Below are 22,767 nucleotides of genomic sequence, written 5' to 3' on the forward strand. Positions count from 1 at the left end.
AAGAGGTTATTATTTGGATTTAAGGCCGCTATTTATGACGGCCCCGTTTTTAGCTATGCGGATATTTTCTCGAAACAGCGAGCCAGTAACAGCGTCACAGGGAAGATCACGATTTTATTTGTATAGAATTGTTGTTTCTTCCGACCAGTCCCTTTGATTTTTGTTGTATTTATAAGGGAATAAGTCGGATAATGCCGAATTTCAATTATGCTAGCGCAAAATATAAGATCTACGCTTACTTGGCTGCGCCGTGTCAGGTTAAAAAAATAATAAAGCTATGCGCGAAAGGATATTTGGCGGCACCGCTATTCATATATGATGTATTGCCTCGATTGAGGCCAGGACGCCGAAGCATGTCAGCACAAGCGCCGCACGTCACAACAATCGACTCCCTTCGAGTAGAGGAGAACTATTGAGCTGGATGAATGGCCCTAGTACCAATCTGCACACGGTTCCAAAGATTGATTGTGCCGACTAATAGCGTGAGATAAGCAATCTCTTTTTCGCTAAATAGGCTTTCAAGAAGCTTGTAATCTTCGTCAGGCGCCCCTGTTTCGGAAACTGTGGTAAGTGTCTCTGTCCAGGCGAGAGCCGCACGTTCGCGGTCACTAAAAAAAGATGATTCTCGCCATCCGTTGAGTAGTAAAAGACGCATATCGCTCTCACCGGCCTTCAATGCATCTGTAACATGCATATGGATGCAAAAAGCACAGCCGTTTATCTGCGATGCGCGAACTTTCACTAGTTCTACGAGCTCCGATTCTAGCCCCCCTTTCTTAAGGCTGGTTTCAACGCCCATCATGGCCTTAACAACTTCTGGGGCCTGTTGGAATATATTCATACGTGAAGACATTATTCTTCTCCTTGGTTTTAATTTGAATGAGCAGAACGATAGGAAATTGATGAAATAGTCACTCAAACTGCTTACGATCTGCATTCTTAGCCTCGCCAATGGCCCATGCAGTCAATGCGATACCGATTAGGGCAGGAAGTGTGACCGCAGAGAAATCGCGCGCAAGGGCTGAAGGACCGCAAATACCGACTGCTACCTCCCAGAAATGAAAAAGGGCGTGACCAGATAGCCAGATTGTCGGGGCGGACCAAAGAAGTAGCCGGTACTTTCGCTGTGCAGCTCCGACGAGGAACGCGGCACCGATTAAAATGAAAATCAATCCGATGTCGCGGAGAAAGTGCTGGTTGAAAGGACCGGTTGTCGTCACACCAGGCACAGAAAAATACCAGTTTTCAGGCGAGATAAGCATGAAGAGACCGTTCGCCTCAAGCACCAATCCAAGTGCTATTGCCGTTCCGATACAAAGCAGCTTAAGCATTATTCTAACTCCTTGGTAAGATAGAGAGGTCCTTTGGAGACCCGAATTTACTCTGGTTCTGTTTGGAATTTTGTCGCCTTTATAGTGACTATCAAGAAGACGGCGACGGAGTTTGATTGAGCCACTCGTCGAATGTGATTGATCCGAGATGCGCACCAATATCGGGAACCAGTGTTTCTCTTTTTGCTTTGACGCCGAAATAGGGTGCCTTCGGGTCAATGTTTACTTTTTGTATGGCGTTGTCATATTTGAGAACCTTGCGGATTGGTTCGTCCAGCATGAATGTATCTGGGCCAGCAATCTCCAACGTATCGTTCAGCGGCTCGGCAAGCGCTGCATGCGCGATCGCAATCGCTACATCCTCCGCCGCAATCGGCTGAAAGAGCACTGGCGGTAGATTCACTGTATCACCCGTGGTCGAAAACTGGGCGATTGCGCGTACGAACTCGAAGAATTGGGTGGCGCGGATCAAGGTAAACGGGATGGGTGACTTCTTGATCAAGATTTCCTGAGCGAGTTTAGCGCGGAAATATCCGCTGTCCTGAAGCCGTTCAGTACCCACTACAGAAAGAGCGACGTGATGCTTGACGCCCGCTGCCACTTCGGCTGTGATCAATTTTCGGCCAGCGGTTTGGAAAAAGTCCATTGCAGCTTGATCGTCGAATGAGGGCGAGTTGGCAATATCCACGACAACGTCTGTACCTGTTAGCGCTTCCGTCAAGCCTTCTCCGGTAATCGTATTGACGCCGGTGCTTGGCGCTGCCGCAATGGTTTCATGGCCAAGCTGCTTTAACTTCTTGACAGCCTTGGCTCCTATAAGACCCGTGCCCCCGATAACAACAATCTTCATGATTTCACCTCTGTTTATTCGGCGATTACGCTTTGTGTTGCTCAATGTATTCCATCAAGCGTTTGTACGTTTTCGCATTAAGACAGGTAAAATTATCATCGGATTGATGTACTTTCGCCATCATGCAGAGGTAATAGTTCTATTGGCGAATGATTAGACAAACCTATATTTTGGAATAGGTTTGGGGTTTGCTATCTAGTCCGTTTCTGCATGTTTGCAATAATGCCCAACTTGGACAATATTCCCGCTTTCGGATATATGCACCACTTTGCGACAACCCAAGAATAGCCCCCTCCACTAGAGCCCACGACTAATTAGCCGTCTGGCTGAAGGGGTTCTACCGGAAACAAACAACGAAAATGAGCCCCTCCAGAAGGGTGGTTCGACGCTGACATTTGTCCGCCATGCTCCTTTACGATCGATTGGCAAATAGCAAGTCCAATGCCGATACCATCTTCCTTGGTGGTGAAAAAGGCATCGAAAATATGATCAAGATCATCTTCCGCAATACCTTGCCCGCTGTCGTGAATTGACATCATGATCGAGGTTTCATCCTCAATATCTGTTCTAAGCACAATTCTTCGCGAATTTCCATTGCTACGCTCGACGGCATGGATACTGTTTATGAGCAAGTTGACAATTACTTGCTGAAGCAAGACCCGATCGCCATTTACGCGTGGAAGCGAAGGAAAAAGTTGCACTGAAAGGTCAATCGATCCGAAATCAATTTCATGATGGACAAACAATAGTGCGTCATTAACAACGTCGTTTAGATTCAGCAAAGCTCGTTCCGGCGAGCGCTTCGCCGCCATAATTCGTATTCGCTGAACAATGTCGCTAGCGCGTCTAGCGCTTGCTGCGATACGGGTAATAAGTTGCTCGACCTTGGAGAGGTTGGGGGTATCGCGAGCGAGCCAGCGTATGCTCGTCTCTGCATTGGTGACAATGGCAGCAAGTGGCTGGTTTATTTCGTGCGCGATCGAGGTCGCCATCTCCCCAAGTGTTGATATCCGTGCGGCATGTGTGAAATCTGCCTGGACCTGCCGAAGTTGAGCCTCTGTCTGGAGCCGTTCAGTCACGTCCTCAAGACTGATAAAGAGTATATCCCGTTCCTCCAAAAAAGTAGGAAATGTCAAAGAAAGCAGAACGTCCAAAATACGCCCGTCAAGCGTGCGCACCTTCGCTATTTCAGCGTAGTCTCGCGTTCCATTGAAGCGCGCAATCATGATCCGTCGAGCTGTATCTGGTGACTCAGTGAATAGATATCCCACGGGCCCAATGCAATCGGCAGGAACACTACCGCCGAGAAGAGAGACCGCGCTACTGTTTGCCTCAGCAATGCGAACAGTTTTATTCGCAATATCAATTAGTTCAGGATGGTCATTTAAGTAAATTTCCAGATCACTAACACCCTCTGATTTCAGCTGATCGTATTGTTCTACGATTCCATTTGAGTCAATCCGTAATAAAGCTGTCGGTATATAATGGAATAGCTTGCGATAGTGCTCTTCACTAGCCTTCAGATTAGAGTAGAAATATTCACTTTCCACGCTACCACTTATTGTCAGAAACAAGATTTCAGGATACTTGGTTTCTTCCGATCGCTGAACAGTAACAACCGGGTTGCAGAGTAATCCATACGACGATATCTCACGTGATCGCCTGTCACACTGTTTGGTATCTGTCATCGCAATGTATATGAGCTCCGCGAGGACAGGTCTGCTTTCAGGTGGCCAAAAGTCCGAAACCGGACAACCGATCATACATTCGCGACCGGCATGCGCTCCGACAAGACGAACAGCATATTCATTGACGTCGACAATGAGGACATCGGCTAGAACCGCGTCCCTCCAGTCAGACCTAAGCTTCAAATCAGCAGCATTGTTATTCTTATCGAGCGAATTAAACCCCCTCAAGATGGTGCTAACAGCCGTTGCGTCTATTTCGAAACGAGCCGTTGCTTGCATATGTTGTTCTGCTTCGAAAAAATCAGTCGGATCGTATTGATTTCCTGCGAAATCGGCTTCCGTGTTTCCAGTTATATAAGGGGCCTTATACATAATCCTCGCCCTCCTCAAAATCCCCTGGTAGAAGTATGCTTGATTACTCCGTGTTCGTGTAAGCAACGACGAAAACCGGCAATTCACAAAACACAGATAAAATATCCCAATTGTGTGCGAGGCTATCGAACCGAAAGCATTCCCGCATTCTTTGATCTAGTCTATCAATCCTGACTCGGACCGCGAATTCAGCTGCATATTCGAGGCAACGAATAATGACTTTTTCTTAATCAACTTTCACCGCCCTTCTATTTTACATTCCCGTCTCGTGAAGGCTCGAAGTCAAGCAATAGTCGGAGATGTTGCAATAGTTCCTCATCCGCAAAAGGCTTCGAAATATAGGCATATGCGCCCTCTTCCAGCGCACGTTGCAATGTCGTGGGATCGGTGTGAGAGGTAATAATAATTACCGGCATCGAAGACCCCATCTCGTGCAATATCTTCTGAAGTTCCAGTCCTCCCATTCCTGGCATTTTCACATCGGTAATCAGGCAATCGAAAGCGTTAATCGGATTTTCTGCCAAGAAATTTTCCGCATTCTCGAACGTAGCCGTTGAATACCCCATTACTTGAAGGAGGTTTGAAAGTGCCTCTCGCATGGCTTCGTCGTCGTCTACAATGGCGATAACAGGTACTTTGGACAAATGTACGGTCCTCACTAAAACGGCCGGGTTGATCTCTCCTATACTGCGCAGGTTTGATCGATGAATGTAACCATACCATTGTCTAGGTTCGCCCTTGTACGCGTAGATTGATGGGCAATGCTTCCCAAGCGCGAATAAGTTCACCGAGGGACGCAAACTGCATTTTTCTCATCACATTGCTCCGATGAAGTTTTACAGTTACTTCACTTATCCCAAGGTCGAACGCTATTTGCTTGTTTATACGGCCATTCGCCACTTCTTTGAGTACCTGACGTTCGCGCGGTGTCAGTGTCCCTAATCGCTCAGCATATTCTTTGGTAATTTGGGAGGAATTTCTCTGTGCTGCATCTCTCTCAATACCAAGAGTCACTGCATCCAGCAGCGCTTGATCCCGGACAGGCTTGGTGAGAAAATCAATTGCTCCCGCTTTCATTGCCTGGACTGTCATCGGAATATCACCGTGGCCGGTAAGAAACACGATTGGTCTTGTATCACCTCTCAACATCAGGTGATTCTGAAGATCCAGACCGCTCGATCCCGGCATGCGGATGTCAACTACCATACAGCCTACCCTTTCAGGCAATTCTGTTTCGAGCAGTTCCTGCGTCGAAGTAAAACAGGTGGCATCCAGATCAACGGACAGAAATAGTTCCCGAAGCGCATTTCGAACGTCGTCGTCATCATCCACTATGACAACCAGGGGGCGTTCGATCGAAGTGTCGAGCATATTCATGACATAGCCTTTCGAACTGATGAAGTCAGACTTGAAACCTTCGGCTTTCGGATACGAGACTTGACCCGATCATCGATCCAGTCTTTGACACTCGCTGAAAAATCCGACGGCGCTTTGTGATCTACCATCACTGCCAGGTCAGCAAGAGATTGCTCTGCCAGCGTTTTACGCATCGCCTTTTCCGCTTGCAGCATTATCTTGTGGATCGAACAAAGGCCAGATGTGGCCCAAGTTGGTGGCTGATCTCCAAAGACAGCACAACGACCCCGAATGTCCTGACAATCAAACAACGGTTTCCTGCCTTCAATAGCATCCACTATTTGAAGGAAGCTGATACTTTCCGGTTTCCGGGCAAGAACATATCCTCCGCGTACGCCCTCTGTCGCATTAACAATGCCTGCTTTCTCAAGCTTTGCGAATATTTTGACGAGAAAACTAGGCGAAATACCCTGCAGTTCCGCGAGGTCCCGACTGCTGAGCGGAACAGCATCTGCTTCGATGAGCCACAGCAAGCAATGAAGACCATATTCTACTTTAACTGTTATATGTGCCATAACACGGACTATATCACTCCTTGTTATTTTTTTCAAGATAAAACGAGGACTATTAAACTCCGCATTTAAGAAAAGCTGACCGCAAATAACCTGGGAAAAATGTTTCTTATAATAGGCGACTTGTGGTTTCATCGGCGATTTCCGACAAGCTTTTGCGTTAACTTGAATGCAAGGACTAACGGAACGGCCACCAGGAACAACAGTACAAGCGAAAAGAAAGCTTCGTTAAACGACAGAGTGGCCACTTGAGTTATAATACTGTTTTGCATTAGCAACGAACCCGCGGTGCTGCCAGCTTCGGGATCCAACCCGCGGCTCGTCAATGCCGTGGCCAGCAACTCCTGATACTGCTGGAAGGATAAGCTTGCAGAATTGATATTTTCGATCAGCACAAGCCTGTTGAGTGCGGTCTGGTGGTTCAGGTATGTGGTCAGGAAAGATACTCCGAGGATACCACCCATCTGTCGTCCGAAATTAAATAGTCCCACACCAGACGCGACTTGTTCGGGAATGAGTCCGTTCAAGGCGACTATTGTGATGGAGATAAAAAGGAAGCCAAGTCCGAGACCTCGTAAAAGCAGGCTCGGCCACAGGTCGTTAGCACCACTTGCCGAACTGGACCATGACAACATCCACATCGCCATCATGACAAGAGAGACGCCAAAGGGAACGAAAGTTAAGGGGCTTATATTCTTGCGCGACATAAGTGCGCCAGCGAATAATAATGCTGCTCCGATTGTCATGCATGACGGAAGCATCAGCATTCCCGCTTCCTTTGACGGCAACTGCAAGACGTTAAGTGCGAAGACTGGAATGAGGAATGCGCTGCCAAAAAGCACAAAGCCGGCAACAAAACTGACCAGGAATCCAAAGGCGAATTGCGTGTTTGCAAATACTGCCCGATCATACAGTTCGGAACGAGTGGGATTGAAGAACCGCCACACGATAAAGGCAATCAATGCCCCGACACTAACGAGGCTCCAGAATGTAATATGGTCGTCGTCGAACCAGTTCCAGCGAGAGCCTTCCAGAAGCACATAAATCAGGGCGGTCATGGAGAGAAGGAAGAAGTGGAATCCGATCCAGTCGAATGGGCGACGAACTCGCAAACTGTTCGGCAGGTGACGACGATAAGGCCCGAGACAAGAAATCGCCAGCAGCACCAGAACTAGATTCACCCCGAATCCCCAGACCCAGGAAAATTCATCTGTCAACCAACCCATAACAGCAGGTGCTAGTGCTGTTGGCGCTACGACAACACCGAAGGCGTATACTGCTTGTACAAGACCTTGCTTGTTTATTGGGAAAAGCCGGAAGAGAATTGTCTGGGCTGCGACAAGCAACACCGCCCCCGCGCCCCCCTGAAAAATTCGGGCGGCGACAAAGGGTAGCAAGTGAACTGCCAGTAAACAAGCTACAGACGTCACGGTGACTATAAAGATTGACCAAAAAAGCGATCGAGTTTCACCAAAGCGATCTACGAACCAGGCAGCCACAGGCAAGCAAACCGTTTTAGATACCAGATAGGCGAGATTTACCCAAGTCACCTCGTCAGGGGTCACCCGGAAGTCCCCCATTAAATGCGGCCGTGCAATAGTAAATATTGCACCGTTGAATGCATCCGTAACCGCAGCGAGAGTCAATCCTATCGCTATAATCCAGTGCGCCGCGTTCACGGACCTGTTCTTTGTTAATGCACCGGATGAAGGCAGCTCATTGGCTTCGGAAACTTCGCCGGAATCGAATGGACCGCGTTCCAATTCTTTCACCTCGTCAGCTCTGCTTTCTGTATATTCCGGAAGCCTGATTTCTCTCGCGTGCCAATATCGAGAACAGAAGTCGTCTGCCGCTTAGCCGCGCCGCGAGTGTCCACCTGCACCTCCGCCGACATGCCTGGGAGAAGACGCTCCTGAAAATTGGCGTTCAGGAGGATCTTGACCGGAATACGCTGCACGATACGAATGAAATTCCCAGTCGCGTTGTCGGGTGGCAACAAGCTAAATTCGGCGCCGCTAGCTGGCGCAAGGCTATCAATATGACCGGTAAACTTCGAACGCCCAAAAGCATCGACATACACGGTTACAGGCTGACCCGGCGCCATACGTACAAGCTGATCTTCTTTGAAGTTAGCTTCGATCCATACGTTGTGTAGCGGCACGATAGATACCATCGGTACGCCCGGGCGGGCGTATTGCCCGGCCTCCAAATGCCTGTTGCCGATGACACCGGAAACAGGTGCAAGCACAACTGTATCATTCAACGCTATATCAGCAAGGCGAAGTTTGGCCGAAGCCTGATCGACCACCGCGTCGAGCCGCTTGGCTTCGGCGGTCAGGACACTAAGGCGCTCCTGTTGTGCCGCCAAGCCTGCTTTGGCCTGCTCAACGCCAGCGCGGGAGTGTGTCTCGTTCGCGATTGCGAATTCGTGTCGTTGCCGCGTGCTCCAGCCTTCCTTTACCAGCTTGTCGGAACGTTTGCGATCACTGGTCGCAAGTTCAGCTTCCGCTTGGGCAGCATCAATACCTGCACGCGCTTCATTTATGAGCGCGCCTTGCAGTGTACGTTCCTCAATAAGTCTCGCACGGGCCGCACGGGCTTCGTCGAGTGCCGCCAGACTTTGCGCATGGCGTGCCTCGTAGTCTTCTGGGTCAATACGAAATAGGGGATCACCTGCCTCAACGTACTGGTTGTCGGCAACGGCAACTTCGACGATATAGCCTGAAACTTTTGACGCGATAGCGACAATATCGCTTCTTACATAGGCGTTGTCAGTGCGTACGATGTAACGTCCGGAAACCCAATACTCAAATCCATTGTAAACCCCGACGGCGCAAACCGGCAAAGCGACACATACGATTATCATTATTTTCAGATTTAGCTTAACCATGATTTGCCACTATAGTAATTCGCAGGGCGAAACACGCCGTGCAAGGCTTTAATTAGTTCCAGCGATTTACCTGGAAGGCCACCAGTCACTATCATCCACCAACTGACAAACGATACGACGTCGTACCCTTGACATATACGGTACGGTACCGTACATGTCAAGTGATCAGGCTAAATTTTAAGGAGTAATTGATTGAAACCGACTATTCAGGAACAAACCCGTTCTCAACAATCAGACAAGCGAAAGCAGATCCTTTCAATCGCAACCAAGATCTTTTTTAGAGAAGGGTATGGCCGTGCCAGCATGGATAAGGTTCACTCTGAACTCGGCGGTTCAAAGCGCACGCTATATAACTACTTTCCCAGTAAGGAAGCACTTTTCGAGGCAATTGTCACCCAGGTGTCAGATCAGGTGCTTACCGCTTTGAGGCCGCCACTTGGCGACGCTGACTTGCGCACGACACTAGTAAAAATGGGCAACGATTACCTCGGGGTCCTGCTGTCCCCGGTTGGAATTTCCCTTTACCGCGCCATGGTATCGGAAGCGCCGCACTTTCCCGAGCTCGCTCATACTTTTTTCGAGAACGGGCCCAGTCGTTCAAGCCATCATCTGGCGGCCTTTTTCCGTGATCAAAATGCGCAAGGCCTAATTGAAGTGTCCGACCCTCAAATCGCCGCGGAGCATTTTCTTGGAGCCGTCCGCGGCGATATTCACCTTGCGGCCGTCCTCACTGCAAAAAGGCCCTCAAAGCAGATGGTAGAAGCCGCTGTCGCGCAGACGGTGAGGACATTTCTCGATGGTGTGAATCCTAAGCTTTAGCGCAATATTAAATGATATGCTGTGATTCATTTCTGGGGTTCAACTTTTGCTGCTGTCAGAAAAATGCGAATTCGTCTCAGCCTGACGAAATCTAGGCAGAACGAAATTCGCACCGTTCGGCAAGAGTGACATTACGTTGTTATTTGAAAATATCTCGTTTGGTTAAGCGGCTCGCGTGATTGAAATGGTTAAAACGGAGAAGTGGGCCGCCGCAAATTTTTCTAATGTTTTTGCGCTCTTGAATTTGATTATTGCGCGGTCTTGCCGTCGGTAAGGTTGATGAGAATTCTCACCACGATTGTTGACCCACATTCCCTTCTCTTCGTTTTGAGTTTGCCGAAATCCTAAATGGCAGTACGACAAGATTTAAATTTGTCAGAAACAATGTCAGCTGGATTCCCATTTCGTTTCATGGCTTTTTTCGGCAATACATTATTACAGCCATATGTATGAATTCAGGAGAGCGTTTAAAATGGCAAAGCAGGTTCCTTTTTGTCATGCACGAACGCATATCGACGAACAAATAACTATCAAGCAATTTACTTCCGGTAATTCTCTCCTCAGGCCTCTACAGCCCATGCAAGCGGACTGTAGAAGCCTGGACGTCGGGTTTCTTGCCCAACAAGCATGATCAGTAATCCCAGAAAGCCGCTACCCAGCGAAACGCGTCGCCCTCAACTGCCACCCGTCCGACGGAGGGGAACGGCAGGTGGGTGGCTACTAGCAACTCGCCGGTCGCCGCCGCTTCCTGCAAAAGACGAACCCGAACGCGAACCGACTCTTCAGGATCATGTTCAAAACCATTGTGCCATTCAGGATGGTCGAAGCCGACCGGGAAGATGGCGTCCCCGGCAAACGTCAGCCGCTCGCCGCCGGACGTCACGCGGACCACACTGTGACCAGGAGTATGGCCACCAGTGCGCCAAACGACTACTCCAGGTGCAACCTCGTACTCCTCGTCAAATGTCCGCAGATTGCTATGGTATTCGTCCAAGAACTGGCGGGCGGTCACCCGAAGTACATCCGGCACCGGGTTCGGCATAGACGTGTGCGAAAAGTCGGGCGACGCCCAAAAATCGACCTCGGTGGCTGCCACATGGATGCGCAAGTCTGGACGCAGCCGGTTCTTCACCTCGTCGACGAGAAGCCCACCGACGTGGTCCATGTGCATGTGGGTAATCACCACGTCGGTCACGGACGCGAGATCGATGCCAGCGGCCTCCAGACGCTTAGGGAATTGCCCTGCCCGTGGAAAACCAGGAAACTGCCCCCCCAGTCCAGCGTCAACGAGTATGATCTGGTCGCCGCTACGCACTACAAGGACATTCAGCGCCCAATCGAATGCGTCCGGTGGGAGGAACATGCCTTCAAGCCAGGCTGCGCGGACGGCTGGGTCGGCATTGGTGGCCATCGTAGCGGTTGGCAAAGGCAGCACACCATCGCTGACCACCAGCACATCAATCTCACCGACCCGCAACGCATAACGCGAAGGTACCAGCTCCTCGGATCCGTTCCTACGGGGGGATGAAGTGTTGTCAATGCCCATCTTTGTCTTCAGCGGGCTGTTCCTTTTCTGCTGTGTTTCATACTTATTAGTGGGGGAATTCAAAGATTTTGACATAATCGTTCTCCTATTACTTGGGTAAAGAATCTCAGGCACATGCCGCTCTCTCGGCGCGAGACAGACGGATCGCCCTGAGAACAAGGATGCACCGCAACACGCCGTGTTCGATACTGATCCCGTGTATAGGTCGCGATAGCCAATCGTCAGGTGCGCATGTGCTTTAGCATGATCGTTTCCGGCAAAGAGGTGCTTGAATTCGGTGAACCGGATGCTGTCAGACTAAAACGACCGGTTTTGTCACATTAACTTAGTGGCGAGAAAATTTATGATCCTCTAATCTCCACCGATGCAAAAGATCTCCTATTCCCGACATCGCTTCCCTTCTCACATAATTAAACATGCCGTTTGGATTTACGCTCCATTTACATTGAGCTATCGGGATGTTGAAGATTTACTGGCAGAACGCGGCCTGGATATTTCGTACGAAACAGTTCGGCGATGGTTTCTAAAGTTTGGTGACCCAGTAGCCAGAAACCTAAGATCTACCCGCCCTACTCCCAATGATATCTGGCATCTGGATGAAATGGTCATCGTCATTCGAGGAAAGCGACACTGGGGTGCTGTCAGACGAATGCGACTTCGTCTCCGTATGGCATAAATTGGGGTAACGGTGCCCCTATTATGCAGCACTAAGCTGCTGCCACTCGGCAAGTGCGGTGGTTCTTTGAAGCTTGAATGTTGCTCTGTTGTTTAGGTGGCGTTCATGGTTGAAGTGGTTATGGACGGATGAATGGATTGAGACGAATTTCTGTAAACTTTGCAAGCGCCTGAATTTCAGCATCGCTTGCTCTCTTCGTCGGAATGGGAGATGGGAATTTTCACAACGATTGTTCTTCCAATGGCCAACCTCTTGTACTTCAGTGTTTCCGATGGTCTTCATTGCGGCACGGTAAGAACGTAATCTGTCCGTTACAATCACATGCAGCTTTCCGTACCGCTTCATGATTTTCCTAAGGAATACCAGAGCTGCCTTGCGATCGCGGCGCCTGGAAACAAAGGTTTCCAGCACTTCTCCCTCGTGATCGACGGCCCGCCACAGATAGTGTGTTTCACCATTGATCTTCACAAATACTTCGTCCAGATGCCATCGCCAGTTGGAGTGATTCCGGGAAGAAGGATGAAGTCGTTTCTTTCGGATCTCGCGCGCAAACAGGGGGCCAAATCTATTCCACCAATAGCGGACCGTTTCATGACAAATATCGATGCCCCGTTCATGAAGAAGGTCTTCAACGTTGCGAAGTGAAAGCGGAAATCGGACATACATCATAACCGCAATGCGGATAATCTCGGGCGATGTCTTGAAATAGCGAAAGGGGTTCTTTTTCGTCATGCTCGGAGGCTAGTCGACGAGCAAATGAACATCAAGCTGTTTTCTTCTGACAAAGCCCTGCAACGCTATCCCACGCATTATTCAACAATGACATGCCGATCTCGTCAAAATCCTCCCTAGTTGGAAGGTCTTCTATCATCTTCCTTCTCCCATGTGACGAAGCAATTAAAACAGGTCAAGGCTACTTCAAAACTGGGCTTTGTTGATCCGATTTTCGCGCAAAAATTCTCTACATAGCGCAGGATGAATAAAAAGCGAGGTGAGCGATGGAAATGTATGGGGAATTTGTGTGGGGAAAGCGTGTGGGGAAATTAAATTCTACCCTCTTCTATAACATTGATTTTATTGACTATTTTAAGAAGAAAGAAGCGTGGCGGTGGTGTCAGACTAATGCGACGTAGTCTCTGTATGTCGCAAAATGGGCATAACGGTGCCCCTATTTTGCCGCACTAAGTTGCTGCCACTAGACCAGTGCGGCATTTCGTTGAAGCTTGAATTTTTCTCGGTTGGTTAGGTGACGTTCATGGTTGAAGTGGTTATGGACTGATGAGTGGATTGAGACAAATTTCTGCAAACATCGCAGGCGCCTGAATTTTAGCGTCCCCTGCTCTCGTCGCCGGAACGGGAGGTGGGAGTTCTCACAGCGATTGTTCTTCCACCGGCCGACCTCTCTTGGACCTCGGCGTTTCCGATAGCCTTCATCGCGGCACGGTAAGAACCCAATCTGTCCGTTACAATCACTTGAGGTTGACCGTAGCGTTTCATTATCTTCTTAAGGAAAACCTTTGCAGCCTTGCGGTCGCGGCGCTTGGAAACAAAGGCTTCCAGCACCTCACCCTCATGATCAACAGCACGCCACAAATAGTGTGTCTCGCCATTGATTTTCACAAAGACCTCATCAAGATGCCATTTCCAGTTTGAATAATTTTGAGCTTGATTGATCCGTTTCTTTCGGATTTCACTTGCGAATAACGGACCGAACCGGTTCCACCAATAACGCACAGTCTCATGACAGATATCGATGCCGCGCTCATGAAGAAGGTCTTCGACATTTCGTAGAGAAAGTGGAAACCTGACGTACATCATCACTGCCAGGCGGATGATTTCAGGTGAAGTCTTAAAATAGCGGAACGGGTTCTTGTTTTTCATTCCAGAATTTTATGGAATTACTAAAATATGGTCAAAGCTCGATTTTCCTCTGACAGTGCCATGACAATGCCGTTAGGAAGCGAGTTGACAACAAACCCACGATTAGATAATACTATAATATAGAACTTGATTACGCATACAGTAATTATTCGATAGCTTATTGTGGCACTCAGTAACAATAAAAAATTTGAGAATTCTGGATGTAAAGTAGTTTGATATAGACCGATAAGATAATCGCATTAGTTGATTATGCGTTGAGCGAGAGGCATTTACCTCTCTTGATATAGGGAGTTATTTTTAAATGGACGTGTTTGGCATCACCTCAGAACAGAAATTTTTCAAAGAGACACTTACAAAGGCAGTGCAGCAACAAATTGCACCCAAAACAATTGAAATGGACCAAACCGATATTCTGCCGTCGACAGTAATACCTTTGTTACAGGAGCTAGGTGTTCTGACTATGTGCCATGGAAAATCTTATGGCGGACCTGGTTTTGATCCCGTCACGTGCTGCCTGGTAACAGAAATATTGGGCGCAGTTTCGCCCGCAATTGCTGTGATGACGGTTACCAATTGGGCGGCGATAAACCTTCTGGCCGCACGTCCTACGAATGTCAACATACAATTTCTACGTCGTTGGATCGACTCTCCAACTCTTGGTTCATATTGCTTAACGGAACCACGCGGCGGGTCAGATGTTGGAAATCTTGAAACGATGGCCGTGCGCAAGGGAGATAGATACGTCATCAATGGGACGAAATGCTACATAACAAACGGTGGACTTTCCTCTGTTTACGTAATTGTGGCCGCGACCGATCGAAATGCGGGTGCACGCGGAACCACTGCGTTTGTTGCGGACGCTGGTACGTCTGGACTCAGCGTTAGCCGGTTGGAAGATAAGATGGGTACACGGGGATGCCCTCTAGCGGAAATTACTCTGACTGACGTCGAGGTGCCAATCGAAAACAGAGTTGGCGAAGAAGGTGAGGGACTTACCCTCGCTATGGAAAGCCAGAATGTTAGTCGTGTCACGCTCGCGGCGGCTTGCGTAGGTCTCGCGCAAGGCGCGCTGGACCATGCTTATAGATATGCGTCAGAACGGGTGCAATTCGGTCGAAAGATCAACGAATTTCAAGCATTGCAGTTCAAGCTTGCCGATATGGCCACCAGTATTGAGGCGGCACGGGCTTTAGTCTACCAAACCGCGAATATTATCAAAGTAGAAGGCCAAAGCTCAAAAAATGCCCGCAGGTTCGCGGCAATGGCAAAGCTCTATGCCAGTGACGTTGCCATGGCGGTTACAATTGATGCTGTTCAACTCTTTGGCGGCGCCGGTTACATCAAGGGAAATCCCTGCGAAATGCTGATGCGTGATGCAAAAGTCTTCCAAATATTTGCTGGAACAAACGAGATCCAGCGCCGAGCCATTTTTAAAGCATGGCCGAATTAAGTTGGATCGGCGCAGACGAATCAGTGTCTGGATGACCTGATGATCATCGAAGCAGGTGGTGGATGACCGATTGTACTTGCCGGACGCATCCTCTTTGAACTCGGTGCGACGCTGATAAAACTTAAAATACTCAAAGGAAATTCGTAGAATAATAAAAAAACTTTGATCAGTTATAAGGCGGCAGAACACATCTCGCTTAAATACTAAATTACACCATCTTGTCGCAGCTTCTCCATTTCAGTAGGCGACAGCCCCAACCACTCTGAATAAACTTCCTCATTGTGCTCACCTAGCAATGGGCTTGCGGCCATCGCAACTTGGTCTGTTCCGTGAAGTCGTATTGGAGTCGAGGGAAGGACAACGCGCCCTAGATCAGGGTCGTCAAACCATTCAAGCATACCACGCGCATGCATGTGTGGATCGTTCATGACTTCATCCAGGTCGCGTACCGGTGCCGATGGAACACGATGCGCGCTTGTCAGTTTGAATATATCCGCCCGCAACATATTTGACGTCCACTCTTCGACGACTCTGTCTGTGTCGGACAAATTCGCGACTCTCAACTGGTTTGTAGCAAATCGAGGATCTTCGCGAAGCTCATCTCGCCCCATTGCAGCAACCAATTTAGCCCAGTGATCCTCAACAACGCAGATGATTGCCACAAAGCCGTCTTTGGCACGATAAACATTGTAAGGAGCAAGCGCCAAACCGCCGTGCCTATTCCCGACACGGAGCGAGGCGGCAGTCCCACTGCTGTAAAGGAGTCCCAAATTCGACGCGAGCGTCGGATAGACTGCTTCCTCCATAGCCACTTCTACAAGTCGCCCGATACCAGTCGTCGATCTTTCATATAGAGCCATCATGATACCGGCGAAAAGATGGACGCCACCGAGAAAGTCGCATATTGAGGGGCCTGCACGCATGGGCGGTCCATCGGGCATCCCAGTGATACTCATAATTCCAGAAACGGCCTGAACCGTCAGATCCATTGCAAGATTATCGCGATCTGGGCCGGAGAGGCCATATCCCGTTGCCGATGCATAAATCAGACGGGGATTTGCCTCATGAAGAACCGACCAACCAACACCCAGTCGGTCGAGCACGCCTGGCGCGTAGTTCTCCACAAGAACGTCGGCTTTTAAGACTATCTCTTTAAGCAAATCACGGCCTTTCTCCGTCTTTAAATTCAGCGTAATCCCTCGCTTGTTCGTGTTTAACATAACCATAGGTAGTGATGCGCCGCGGCCAATTTTCGCACGCAAACGTGATGGCTCCCCTTTAGGTGGCTCTACCTTGATGACATTTGCGCCCGCTTTTGCCAACAAAAATGAGGCGTACGGTCCTTGATAAATTTGACCTAAATCCAGCACCTTCACTCCCGCCAACGGAGAGTTTTGACCAATTTGTTGTTTCGTTTCCATTACTTTTTTGATCCTTGTAACCTTAACGCGCTTCGCTCAATATTCTCCGCGCAATCGTCATCCTATGTATTTCGCTCGGCCCTTCATAAACTCTCATCACGCGTGCTTTTTGGGCCAAGAGATGGAGAGGCATTTCCTTGGTAACACCCATAGCACCGAATGTTTGCATGGCATTGTCAATCACGCTCGTCGCCATCTCTGTGGCGAACACCTTGATCATGGACGCCTGGGTACGCACATCATGGCCCTCATCCTGCATTCGTGCGGCATCGTAAACCATCAAACGACAAGCATGAATTCGAGTTGCCGCGTCAGCAATCCACCATTGAATGGCCTGCCGGTCGGCGAGCTTGGTACCGAACGTCGTGCGCTGCTTCGCCTGTTCGATCATCATATCGAGCGCGCGTCTGCTCATGCCGATGCACCAGGCTCCCATTTGCAGTCGCCTGACCGTCAGCCGCAACTGCATCGGCGCAAAGCCGGCACCAATTTCACCGAGAAGCTGCTTTTCCGGAATTCGGCAATTCTCAAAAATGACTTCGTAAGTCCGATGGCCGGCAAGCATCGGGATTTCCCGTGTAACTTTAAAACCAGGCGAGCCCTTGTCCACAATGAATGCGGAAATCCCCTCGTGTCGTTTACCGGCGCCGACCCGCGCCATGACAATCGAAAAATCTGCAGTCGCGACGCGACTTATCCAGATTTTGCTTCCATTCAAGACCCAATTTTTGCCATCTTTTTCCGCACGCGTGGTCATCCCGGCCGGATCTCCCCCCGCCCCCGGTTCAGAAATAACGATGGCCGCTTTAAGTTCACCCTTTGCATAAGGTTCAAGATATTTCCTTCTCTGCTCTTCGTTCACTGTCGCCAGCAGCATATGCATATTCGGGGATTCCGGCGGGAATACGAATGGTGTGATCGTTCTGCCGAGTTCTTCGTTTATTCTAACCCACAATGTATTCGGCAAATTTGCGCCGCCGAGTTCTGGCGGAGCGTCAAGCGCCCAGAGGCCTAATTCTCTGCATTTCTTCAGCAGCGGTTCCTCCTCTGCTTCTAAAAGACGGAGTTGCTCTCCTCGCATCTCCCGTTGTAGAACTGCGGCTTCGACAGGTATTAATTCCTTGTCAACAAATCGCTTTACCAAATTGAGCACCATCTGGTGCTCCTCCGAAAGTTCGAAGTTCAAACTGTCCTCCTTTCGGTACGCGTCGTACCGCTGTTAAAGGTTGGTCAATGTACGCCGGGCAACCAGAGTGCGATTTGCGGAAATATCATCAGGGCGGCAATAAAGAATAACATCGTGACGACAAATACCGACGCCCCGATCACGACCTGACTGAAATTTCCGGTTTTCCGTAGCGATTGAATAACAAATAGATTTAAGCCAAACGGCGGGGTGATGAGAGACATTTCCATTAGAATAACGAGCACGATTCCATACCAAATAGGATCGTAGCCCAGTGTGATGACTATCGGGAAAATAAGTGGGATCGTCGTGATCATCATTGAAAATGTTTCCATGAAACACCCAAGGACGATGTAGAAAATAATGATCGCGATCATCGTCCCTACTTTCCCGAAGCCAATATCCTGAACAACAACCGTAAGCTGATGAGTCAGCCCTATCGCCGAAATCACAAAATTGAGAAATGTCGCGGCGGCAATTATCAACAACAATATGGCCGTCATGCGCATCGTCCCTTCGGTCGCGAGACGAAGCATCTCCCAAGATAACGATCGGTTGAACGCGGCAAGAATGATTGCACCGACGACCCCCAGGGAGGATGCTTCGGTGGGCGTCGCCACCCCACCGTAAATCGAGCCTATTACCAAAATGAAAATGAACAGCGGCGGCAAAAGGTTTGGTAAAGTGCGCATGCGCAATTCCCAGCTAGTCTGCACCGGTACCCCCCCCCAAGCCCGTCGAATGAAGCAGGAGATGATGACCATTACGGAAAATATGACTGCGAGCAGGAACCCGGGAATGAACCCAGCCAAATAAAGCGATGGGACCGACGTTTCTGTCAACATTCCGTATATGATTATGTTGATCGAAGGCGGAATGAGAATCCCAAGCGTGCCCCCAGCAGCCAGCGTTCCGAGATAGAGGGTCTCGTTGTAACGGTGTTTCTCAATTTCCGGGAGCGCGACGGTCCCTACCGTCGCCGCCGTGGCAACACTAGATCCGGAGGTCGCCGCAAACATCATGCAAGCGCCTATGTTCGCGTGCATGAGGCCGCCGGGCAACCAGGCCAACCATTGCGCGAGCGCGCCGTATAGCTTCGCCGCAATACCTGCCCGAAGCATGATTTCGCCAAGCAGTATAAACATTGGGATCGCCACAAGTAGCGAGTCTGTGTTCGATTGCCAGAACATCTCTCCCATCGCGAGATCCAATGGCATGGGAGAGAAAAAATGACTAAATAGTATACCGAGAATGCCCAGAACGGCCGCGACCGGAATACTGAGCGCAATTAAGACAAGAAGAAGGAGAAGACCGGCACCCAGCATCAGCCCTCTCCCTCGACAGAAATTCTCTCTCGTTCCACTTCAATATCATGGCTATGCGTTCGTATGCCTGCCAAGTCATTAATTGTCTGCAGATCACCCTTTAAAAGAGCAATCGTAGCGCGAGCCAACAGCAGGACGATAATTAACGTAAAACCTATGATCCCAATAAGCCACAAGCCTTGAGGAATTGCGAGCGGTGTCTGAAGCGGTGTATTGGCTGTCGACCAAAAGTGAACGCTCGTTTGAAATACTACCGTGGCTCGATAGGACAGAATTCCAGCAAACGCCAAGAACGCCAATAGAGACAATACATCTAGGAACGCAGCCCAGCGACGTGGTAAAGTGAGATAAATGATGTCGATACGGATATGATAGCGCTCGAGCAACGCAAATGCCAATGCCCAAGTAGTGCCAATCGCAAAGACATAACTGGTTATTTCGTCAGACCCCGATATCGAAAATTCAAAAAATTTACGCGATATGACGTCAAGGCTGACCAAGAATGCACAGCACAACATCATGCCGCCACCAATCCAAGTCGCCCATCGGGATACCCGGTGACTTAGCGCGATCAACGCGCTCAACTGAACAAGCATTGAAATTCTCCGTAGGCCCGACCGTCAACGTCCAAAACGCTGATGGTCGGTACCCTAGCCACAATCAATTTGCCGTAATACCTAGAACCTTGCCGACTGTTTTGTTCCAATCATCCGCACAAGCTTCGCCGCAACGTTCCACCCAATGTTTCAGCACGGAATTTTTCAAGATAAGCTTCCGCTGAGCAACATCTTCCGGTGAAGGCTCGAAAAGCTTCATGTTTGCCGGTTTACCAAGCGAGCATGCTTTGCCTATATTGCAATCTATGCCTTCTTGATCTTCACGAGCAATTCCGTCCCATATGCGGTCCTCATATGCCTTCATCTGCTCAGTTATCAGCTTCTTGGTTCCGTCGTCGAGGCTATCCCATGTGTTCAGGTTTGCAAAGATCATGGCCATGCCGTAGCCGACGCGAAGGCCATAGATAGAATTGGCGACTTCGTACCATTTACCAGCATAGGCGGTTGATCCACCTCCAATCGAACAATCGATCGTGCCTTTCTCAAGTGCAGGAATGACTTCGGGGAAAGCAATCGTAGCGCTGACTGCGCCGCTACCCTCAACGAAATCACCTAAAGTCGCCGAGTACACTCGCACCTTTTTTCCTTTCAAATCTGCCAGGCTCTTGACTTCCGAGCGGCAGAAGACCATCTGGCTCGGATACGGATTTAAGCCAAGCAATTTCACACCATGCTTCTTTTCAAGCAACGGCTCCAAAATCTGCTTGTAACGTTCCGATATCTCGCGCTGTGTTTTAAAATCTTGAGTAAGGCCTGCAAGGTCGAGACCTTCGAAAGCCGGATTATCGCTCGCAATATATCCGATGACGACATGCCCGAAGTCGAAGACCCCAAGATTCAAAAGGCGAAGAATTTCGAACCCTTTCAAACCCAGTTCCGTGTGTGGTCGGATAGTGGCCGTGATGCTGCCGCCTGATTTTTCGGCAATAACTTCCGTCCAAAACGGCTGCTCGTACTTAAGGAAAGGTGAAAGATTGGCAAATGAGCCGAGCACCTTAAAAGAATGCGGCGGCAACTTTTCCTGCGCGAAGGCGACGCCCCCCGTAAATATAAACGCACCGACAATTGATGCGGCCAAAATCTTGGCCATTAATCTATTGTTCAACATGATTCCTCCTTGCTTGCTTTTGCTATTTTTGCGTTGGTCGTTTCTCTAATGTAGTCCGTCTTACGCAGCGATTGATTCTAAATCTCACGCTCCGGTAAATTTTGCCTTTCTCTTCTCGAGAAAAGCACTCATACCCTCCTTGCGATCCTGCGTGCCGAAGGCAGCAGCCGTCAGCAGCTGCTCAAACACAAGGCTGGATTCCAGATCAAGCTGCTGTCCGATATTGATGGCAATCTTGCTAAGCCAGACACTCAATGGTGCTTGCTTCGCGTATTCCTCGATACGCTCGATAGCGGCATCTAGCACTTCATTTCGAGGCAAAACAGTTGTCACAAGGCCGATATCATACGCTCGCTGCGCGTCAATGAAGCGTGCACTGAACAGAAGATCCTTTGTGTGATCAGAACCGATAAGGCGCGCAAGCCTTTGCGTGCCGCCAGCACCGGCGACAGAGCCGATCTTCGCGCTGGTTATCCCGAATTGAGCGTTATCTCCTGCAAAGCGTAAATCGCAGGCCAATGCCAATTCAAGACCGCCAGTGAGACAATAGCCACAAATTGCCGCGATAACCGGCTTGCGGCTACTTTCGATCACACTATTCGCGTTACGAAAATTGTCCAAAAAGGAAATAATCTTCGGAAGTTCGGTCGCAGCAAGTGCTTCGTTAAGATCAGCGCCGGTTGAAAAAAAATCATCTTGGCCAGCAATAACGATTCCGCGAACACTGGGATCCTCATCCAATGCACGCACTGCCTGCGCGATTGCAATGAGTAGCTCGCCGCTCAATGAATTGTGCTTTTCAACACGATTCAGTGTCAAAATTGCGGCTGCGCCGCGCTGCTCTCTCAACAAAATATCAGACGTTGACATTGGATTCCTCTCCTAACCCGGCATGGCGTAACCGCCATTCACACTGATGACCTGACCGGTGACGTTGCAAGCGGCATCGGAAGCAAGAAATACAACCATATTCGCAATATCTTCGGGTTTTCCGATACGGCGAAGCGGGTAAAGGCGGAGAATTTTGCGCTCGCGTTCGCGATACTTTTCCTCTCCCAGCCGTTCTAACTCTTTTTGCTCGACGCTCTGCCGCAAAGGCGTGTCCGTACCAGCTGGCGAGATCGCATTTACATTTATGTTATACCGCCCCAGCTCTTGTGCGAGAGATTTGGTCATCCCAATCACTGCAGATTTTGACGCCGCATAAGCGACTTCGCGCGCTTGACCAATACGGCCCGCGTCGGATGCAATGCTGACAATATTGCCCGTTTTGCGCTCCACCATCCCTTTCGCAACAACGTGGCAACAGTTGAGCGCTCCGTAAAAACAAACTTTAATTTCCCGATCCCAATCATCCGGGCTGGTCTCAAGAAAATCATGATGGCCTAAGAGGAAGGCTGCGTTATTGACGAGTATATCCACACCGCCATATTCAGATTCTATTTTATGCAGTCCCTGCTGCACCGCACGATAGTCGGTAATATCAAAAACGGCTTCAATGGCGGCACCTCCCGCGTCATTGATCTTGGCTACCGTTTCCGACGCTCGTTCCGCATTAATATCATTCACGGCAACTTTGACTCGTTCCTGTGCAAGACGAAGAGCAATTGTCTGTCCAATACCCTGTCCGGAGCCGGTCACCAATGCTGTGTAATTGTGAAGTCCAAGATTCATTTGTG

20 protein-coding genes and 2 pseudogenes are annotated in these 22,767 nt (G+C 49.4%); 3 read left to right on the forward strand and 19 right to left on the reverse strand.

Going from position 1 to position 22,767, the window contains the following annotated elements:
- Positions 1 to 409: 409 nt before the first annotated feature.
- The 9 genes from MJ770_RS11235 to MJ770_RS11275 all read right to left on the reverse strand — a co-directional run bounded on the left by MJ770_RS11235 (position 410) and on the right by MJ770_RS11275 (position 9,059).
- The gene (locus MJ770_RS11235; RefSeq protein ID WP_239254226.1) at positions 410 to 853 is read right to left on the reverse strand and encodes a carboxymuconolactone decarboxylase family protein; all 444 of its coding nucleotides are present in this window, start codon (positions 851 to 853) and stop codon (positions 410 to 412) included.
- 58 nt (positions 854 to 911) lie between these two features.
- Positions 912 to 1,331: a hypothetical protein gene (locus MJ770_RS11240; RefSeq protein WP_239254227.1), complete on the reverse strand. Its 420-nt coding sequence runs from the start codon at positions 1,329 to 1,331 to the stop codon at positions 912 to 914.
- A 91-nt stretch (positions 1,332 to 1,422) separates the two neighbouring features.
- The gene (locus MJ770_RS11245; protein ID WP_239254228.1) at positions 1,423 to 2,181 is read right to left on the reverse strand and encodes an SDR family oxidoreductase; all 759 of its coding nucleotides are present in this window, start codon (positions 2,179 to 2,181) and stop codon (positions 1,423 to 1,425) included.
- A 314-nt stretch (positions 2,182 to 2,495) separates the two neighbouring features.
- Entirely contained in the window at positions 2,496 to 4,241 is a 1,746-nt protein-coding gene (locus MJ770_RS11250) for a PAS domain-containing sensor histidine kinase (RefSeq protein WP_239254229.1), read from the reverse strand.
- A 248-nt stretch (positions 4,242 to 4,489) separates the two neighbouring features.
- Entirely contained in the window at positions 4,490 to 4,885 is a 396-nt protein-coding gene (locus MJ770_RS11255; protein ID WP_239254230.1) for a response regulator transcription factor, read from the reverse strand.
- A gap of 82 nt (positions 4,886 to 4,967) precedes the next feature.
- Positions 4,968 to 5,618 carry a response regulator transcription factor gene (locus MJ770_RS11260; RefSeq protein WP_239254231.1) on the reverse strand — a complete coding sequence of 217 codons (651 nt, stop codon included), beginning with the start codon at positions 5,616 to 5,618 and terminating at the stop codon, positions 4,968 to 4,970.
- Positions 5,615 to 6,304, reverse strand: a complete 690-nt coding sequence (locus tag MJ770_RS11265; protein WP_239254232.1) for an RrF2 family transcriptional regulator — start codon at positions 6,302 to 6,304, stop codon at positions 5,615 to 5,617. The genes MJ770_RS11260 and MJ770_RS11265 overlap by 4 nt, the downstream gene beginning before the upstream one ends.
- Entirely contained in the window at positions 6,301 to 7,932 is a 1,632-nt protein-coding gene (locus MJ770_RS11270; RefSeq protein WP_239254235.1) for a DHA2 family efflux MFS transporter permease subunit, read from the reverse strand. The genes MJ770_RS11265 and MJ770_RS11270 overlap by 4 nt, the downstream gene beginning before the upstream one ends.
- A 5-nt stretch (positions 7,933 to 7,937) precedes the next feature.
- On the reverse strand, positions 7,938 to 9,059 hold the full coding sequence (locus MJ770_RS11275) for an HlyD family secretion protein (RefSeq protein WP_239254237.1): 1,122 nt from the start codon (positions 9,057 to 9,059) through the stop codon (positions 7,938 to 7,940).
- A gap of 192 nt (positions 9,060 to 9,251) precedes the next feature.
- Between MJ770_RS11275 and MJ770_RS11280 the strand changes: the two genes are divergently transcribed.
- A complete protein-coding gene (locus tag MJ770_RS11280) occupies positions 9,252 to 9,878 on the forward strand; it encodes a TetR/AcrR family transcriptional regulator (RefSeq protein WP_239254239.1) in 627 nt (208 codons plus the stop codon).
- A 631-nt stretch (positions 9,879 to 10,509) separates the two neighbouring features.
- Here MJ770_RS11280 and MJ770_RS11285 read toward each other — a convergent pair.
- The gene (locus MJ770_RS11285; RefSeq protein ID WP_239254249.1) at positions 10,510 to 11,499 is read right to left on the reverse strand and encodes an MBL fold metallo-hydrolase; all 990 of its coding nucleotides are present in this window, start codon (positions 11,497 to 11,499) and stop codon (positions 10,510 to 10,512) included.
- A gap of 289 nt (positions 11,500 to 11,788) precedes the next feature.
- Between MJ770_RS11285 and MJ770_RS11290 the strand changes: the two are divergent.
- A pseudogene (locus MJ770_RS11290) lies at positions 11,789 to 12,067 on the forward strand (IS6 family transposase); the annotation flags it as partial.
- A 54-nt stretch (positions 12,068 to 12,121) separates the two neighbouring features.
- Here MJ770_RS11290 and MJ770_RS11295 read toward each other — a convergent pair.
- The gene (locus tag MJ770_RS11295; RefSeq protein WP_239254251.1) at positions 12,122 to 12,832 is read right to left on the reverse strand and encodes an IS6 family transposase; all 711 of its coding nucleotides are present in this window, start codon (positions 12,830 to 12,832) and stop codon (positions 12,122 to 12,124) included.
- A gap of 463 nt (positions 12,833 to 13,295) precedes the next feature.
- A pseudogene (locus MJ770_RS11300) lies at positions 13,296 to 13,981 on the reverse strand (IS6 family transposase).
- A gap of 301 nt (positions 13,982 to 14,282) precedes the next feature.
- Here MJ770_RS11300 and MJ770_RS11305 point away from each other — a divergent pair.
- Positions 14,283 to 15,431, forward strand: a complete 1,149-nt coding sequence (locus MJ770_RS11305; RefSeq protein ID WP_239254263.1) for an acyl-CoA dehydrogenase family protein — start codon at positions 14,283 to 14,285, stop codon at positions 15,429 to 15,431.
- Positions 15,432 to 15,634: 203 nt separating this feature from the next.
- Here MJ770_RS11305 and MJ770_RS11310 read toward each other — a convergent pair whose 3' ends face one another.
- The 7 genes from MJ770_RS11310 to MJ770_RS11340 form a co-directional block, all read right to left on the reverse strand.
- Positions 15,635 to 16,852, reverse strand: coding sequence for a CaiB/BaiF CoA transferase family protein (locus tag MJ770_RS11310; protein ID WP_239254265.1), 1,218 nt, complete (start codon positions 16,850 to 16,852; stop codon positions 15,635 to 15,637).
- A gap of 22 nt (positions 16,853 to 16,874) precedes the next feature.
- The gene (locus MJ770_RS11315) at positions 16,875 to 18,038 is read right to left on the reverse strand and encodes an acyl-CoA dehydrogenase family protein (protein WP_239254267.1); all 1,164 of its coding nucleotides are present in this window, start codon (positions 18,036 to 18,038) and stop codon (positions 16,875 to 16,877) included.
- A gap of 44 nt (positions 18,039 to 18,082) precedes the next feature.
- Positions 18,083 to 19,363, reverse strand: a complete 1,281-nt coding sequence (locus MJ770_RS11320; RefSeq protein WP_239254269.1) for a TRAP transporter large permease — start codon at positions 19,361 to 19,363, stop codon at positions 18,083 to 18,085.
- Complete coding sequence (locus tag MJ770_RS11325) at positions 19,363 to 19,959, reverse strand: TRAP transporter small permease subunit (protein WP_239254271.1); 597 nt, start codon at positions 19,957 to 19,959, stop codon at positions 19,363 to 19,365. The genes MJ770_RS11320 and MJ770_RS11325 overlap by 1 nt, the downstream gene beginning before the upstream one ends.
- 64 nt (positions 19,960 to 20,023) lie before the next feature.
- The gene (locus MJ770_RS11330; protein WP_239254273.1) at positions 20,024 to 21,088 is read right to left on the reverse strand and encodes a TRAP transporter substrate-binding protein; all 1,065 of its coding nucleotides are present in this window, start codon (positions 21,086 to 21,088) and stop codon (positions 20,024 to 20,026) included.
- An 84-nt stretch (positions 21,089 to 21,172) separates the two neighbouring features.
- Positions 21,173 to 21,958 carry an enoyl-CoA hydratase/isomerase family protein gene (locus MJ770_RS11335; RefSeq protein WP_239254274.1) on the reverse strand — a complete coding sequence of 262 codons (786 nt, stop codon included), beginning with the start codon at positions 21,956 to 21,958 and terminating at the stop codon, positions 21,173 to 21,175.
- A gap of 12 nt (positions 21,959 to 21,970) precedes the next feature.
- Entirely contained in the window at positions 21,971 to 22,762 is a 792-nt protein-coding gene (locus tag MJ770_RS11340; RefSeq protein WP_239254275.1) for an SDR family NAD(P)-dependent oxidoreductase, read from the reverse strand.
- Positions 22,763 to 22,767: the final 5 nt, after the last annotated feature.

The sequence above is a fragment of the Candidatus Nitrotoga sp. M5 genome, assembly GCF_927904885.1.
Taxonomy (GTDB): Bacteria; Pseudomonadota; Gammaproteobacteria; order Burkholderiales; family Gallionellaceae; genus Nitrotoga.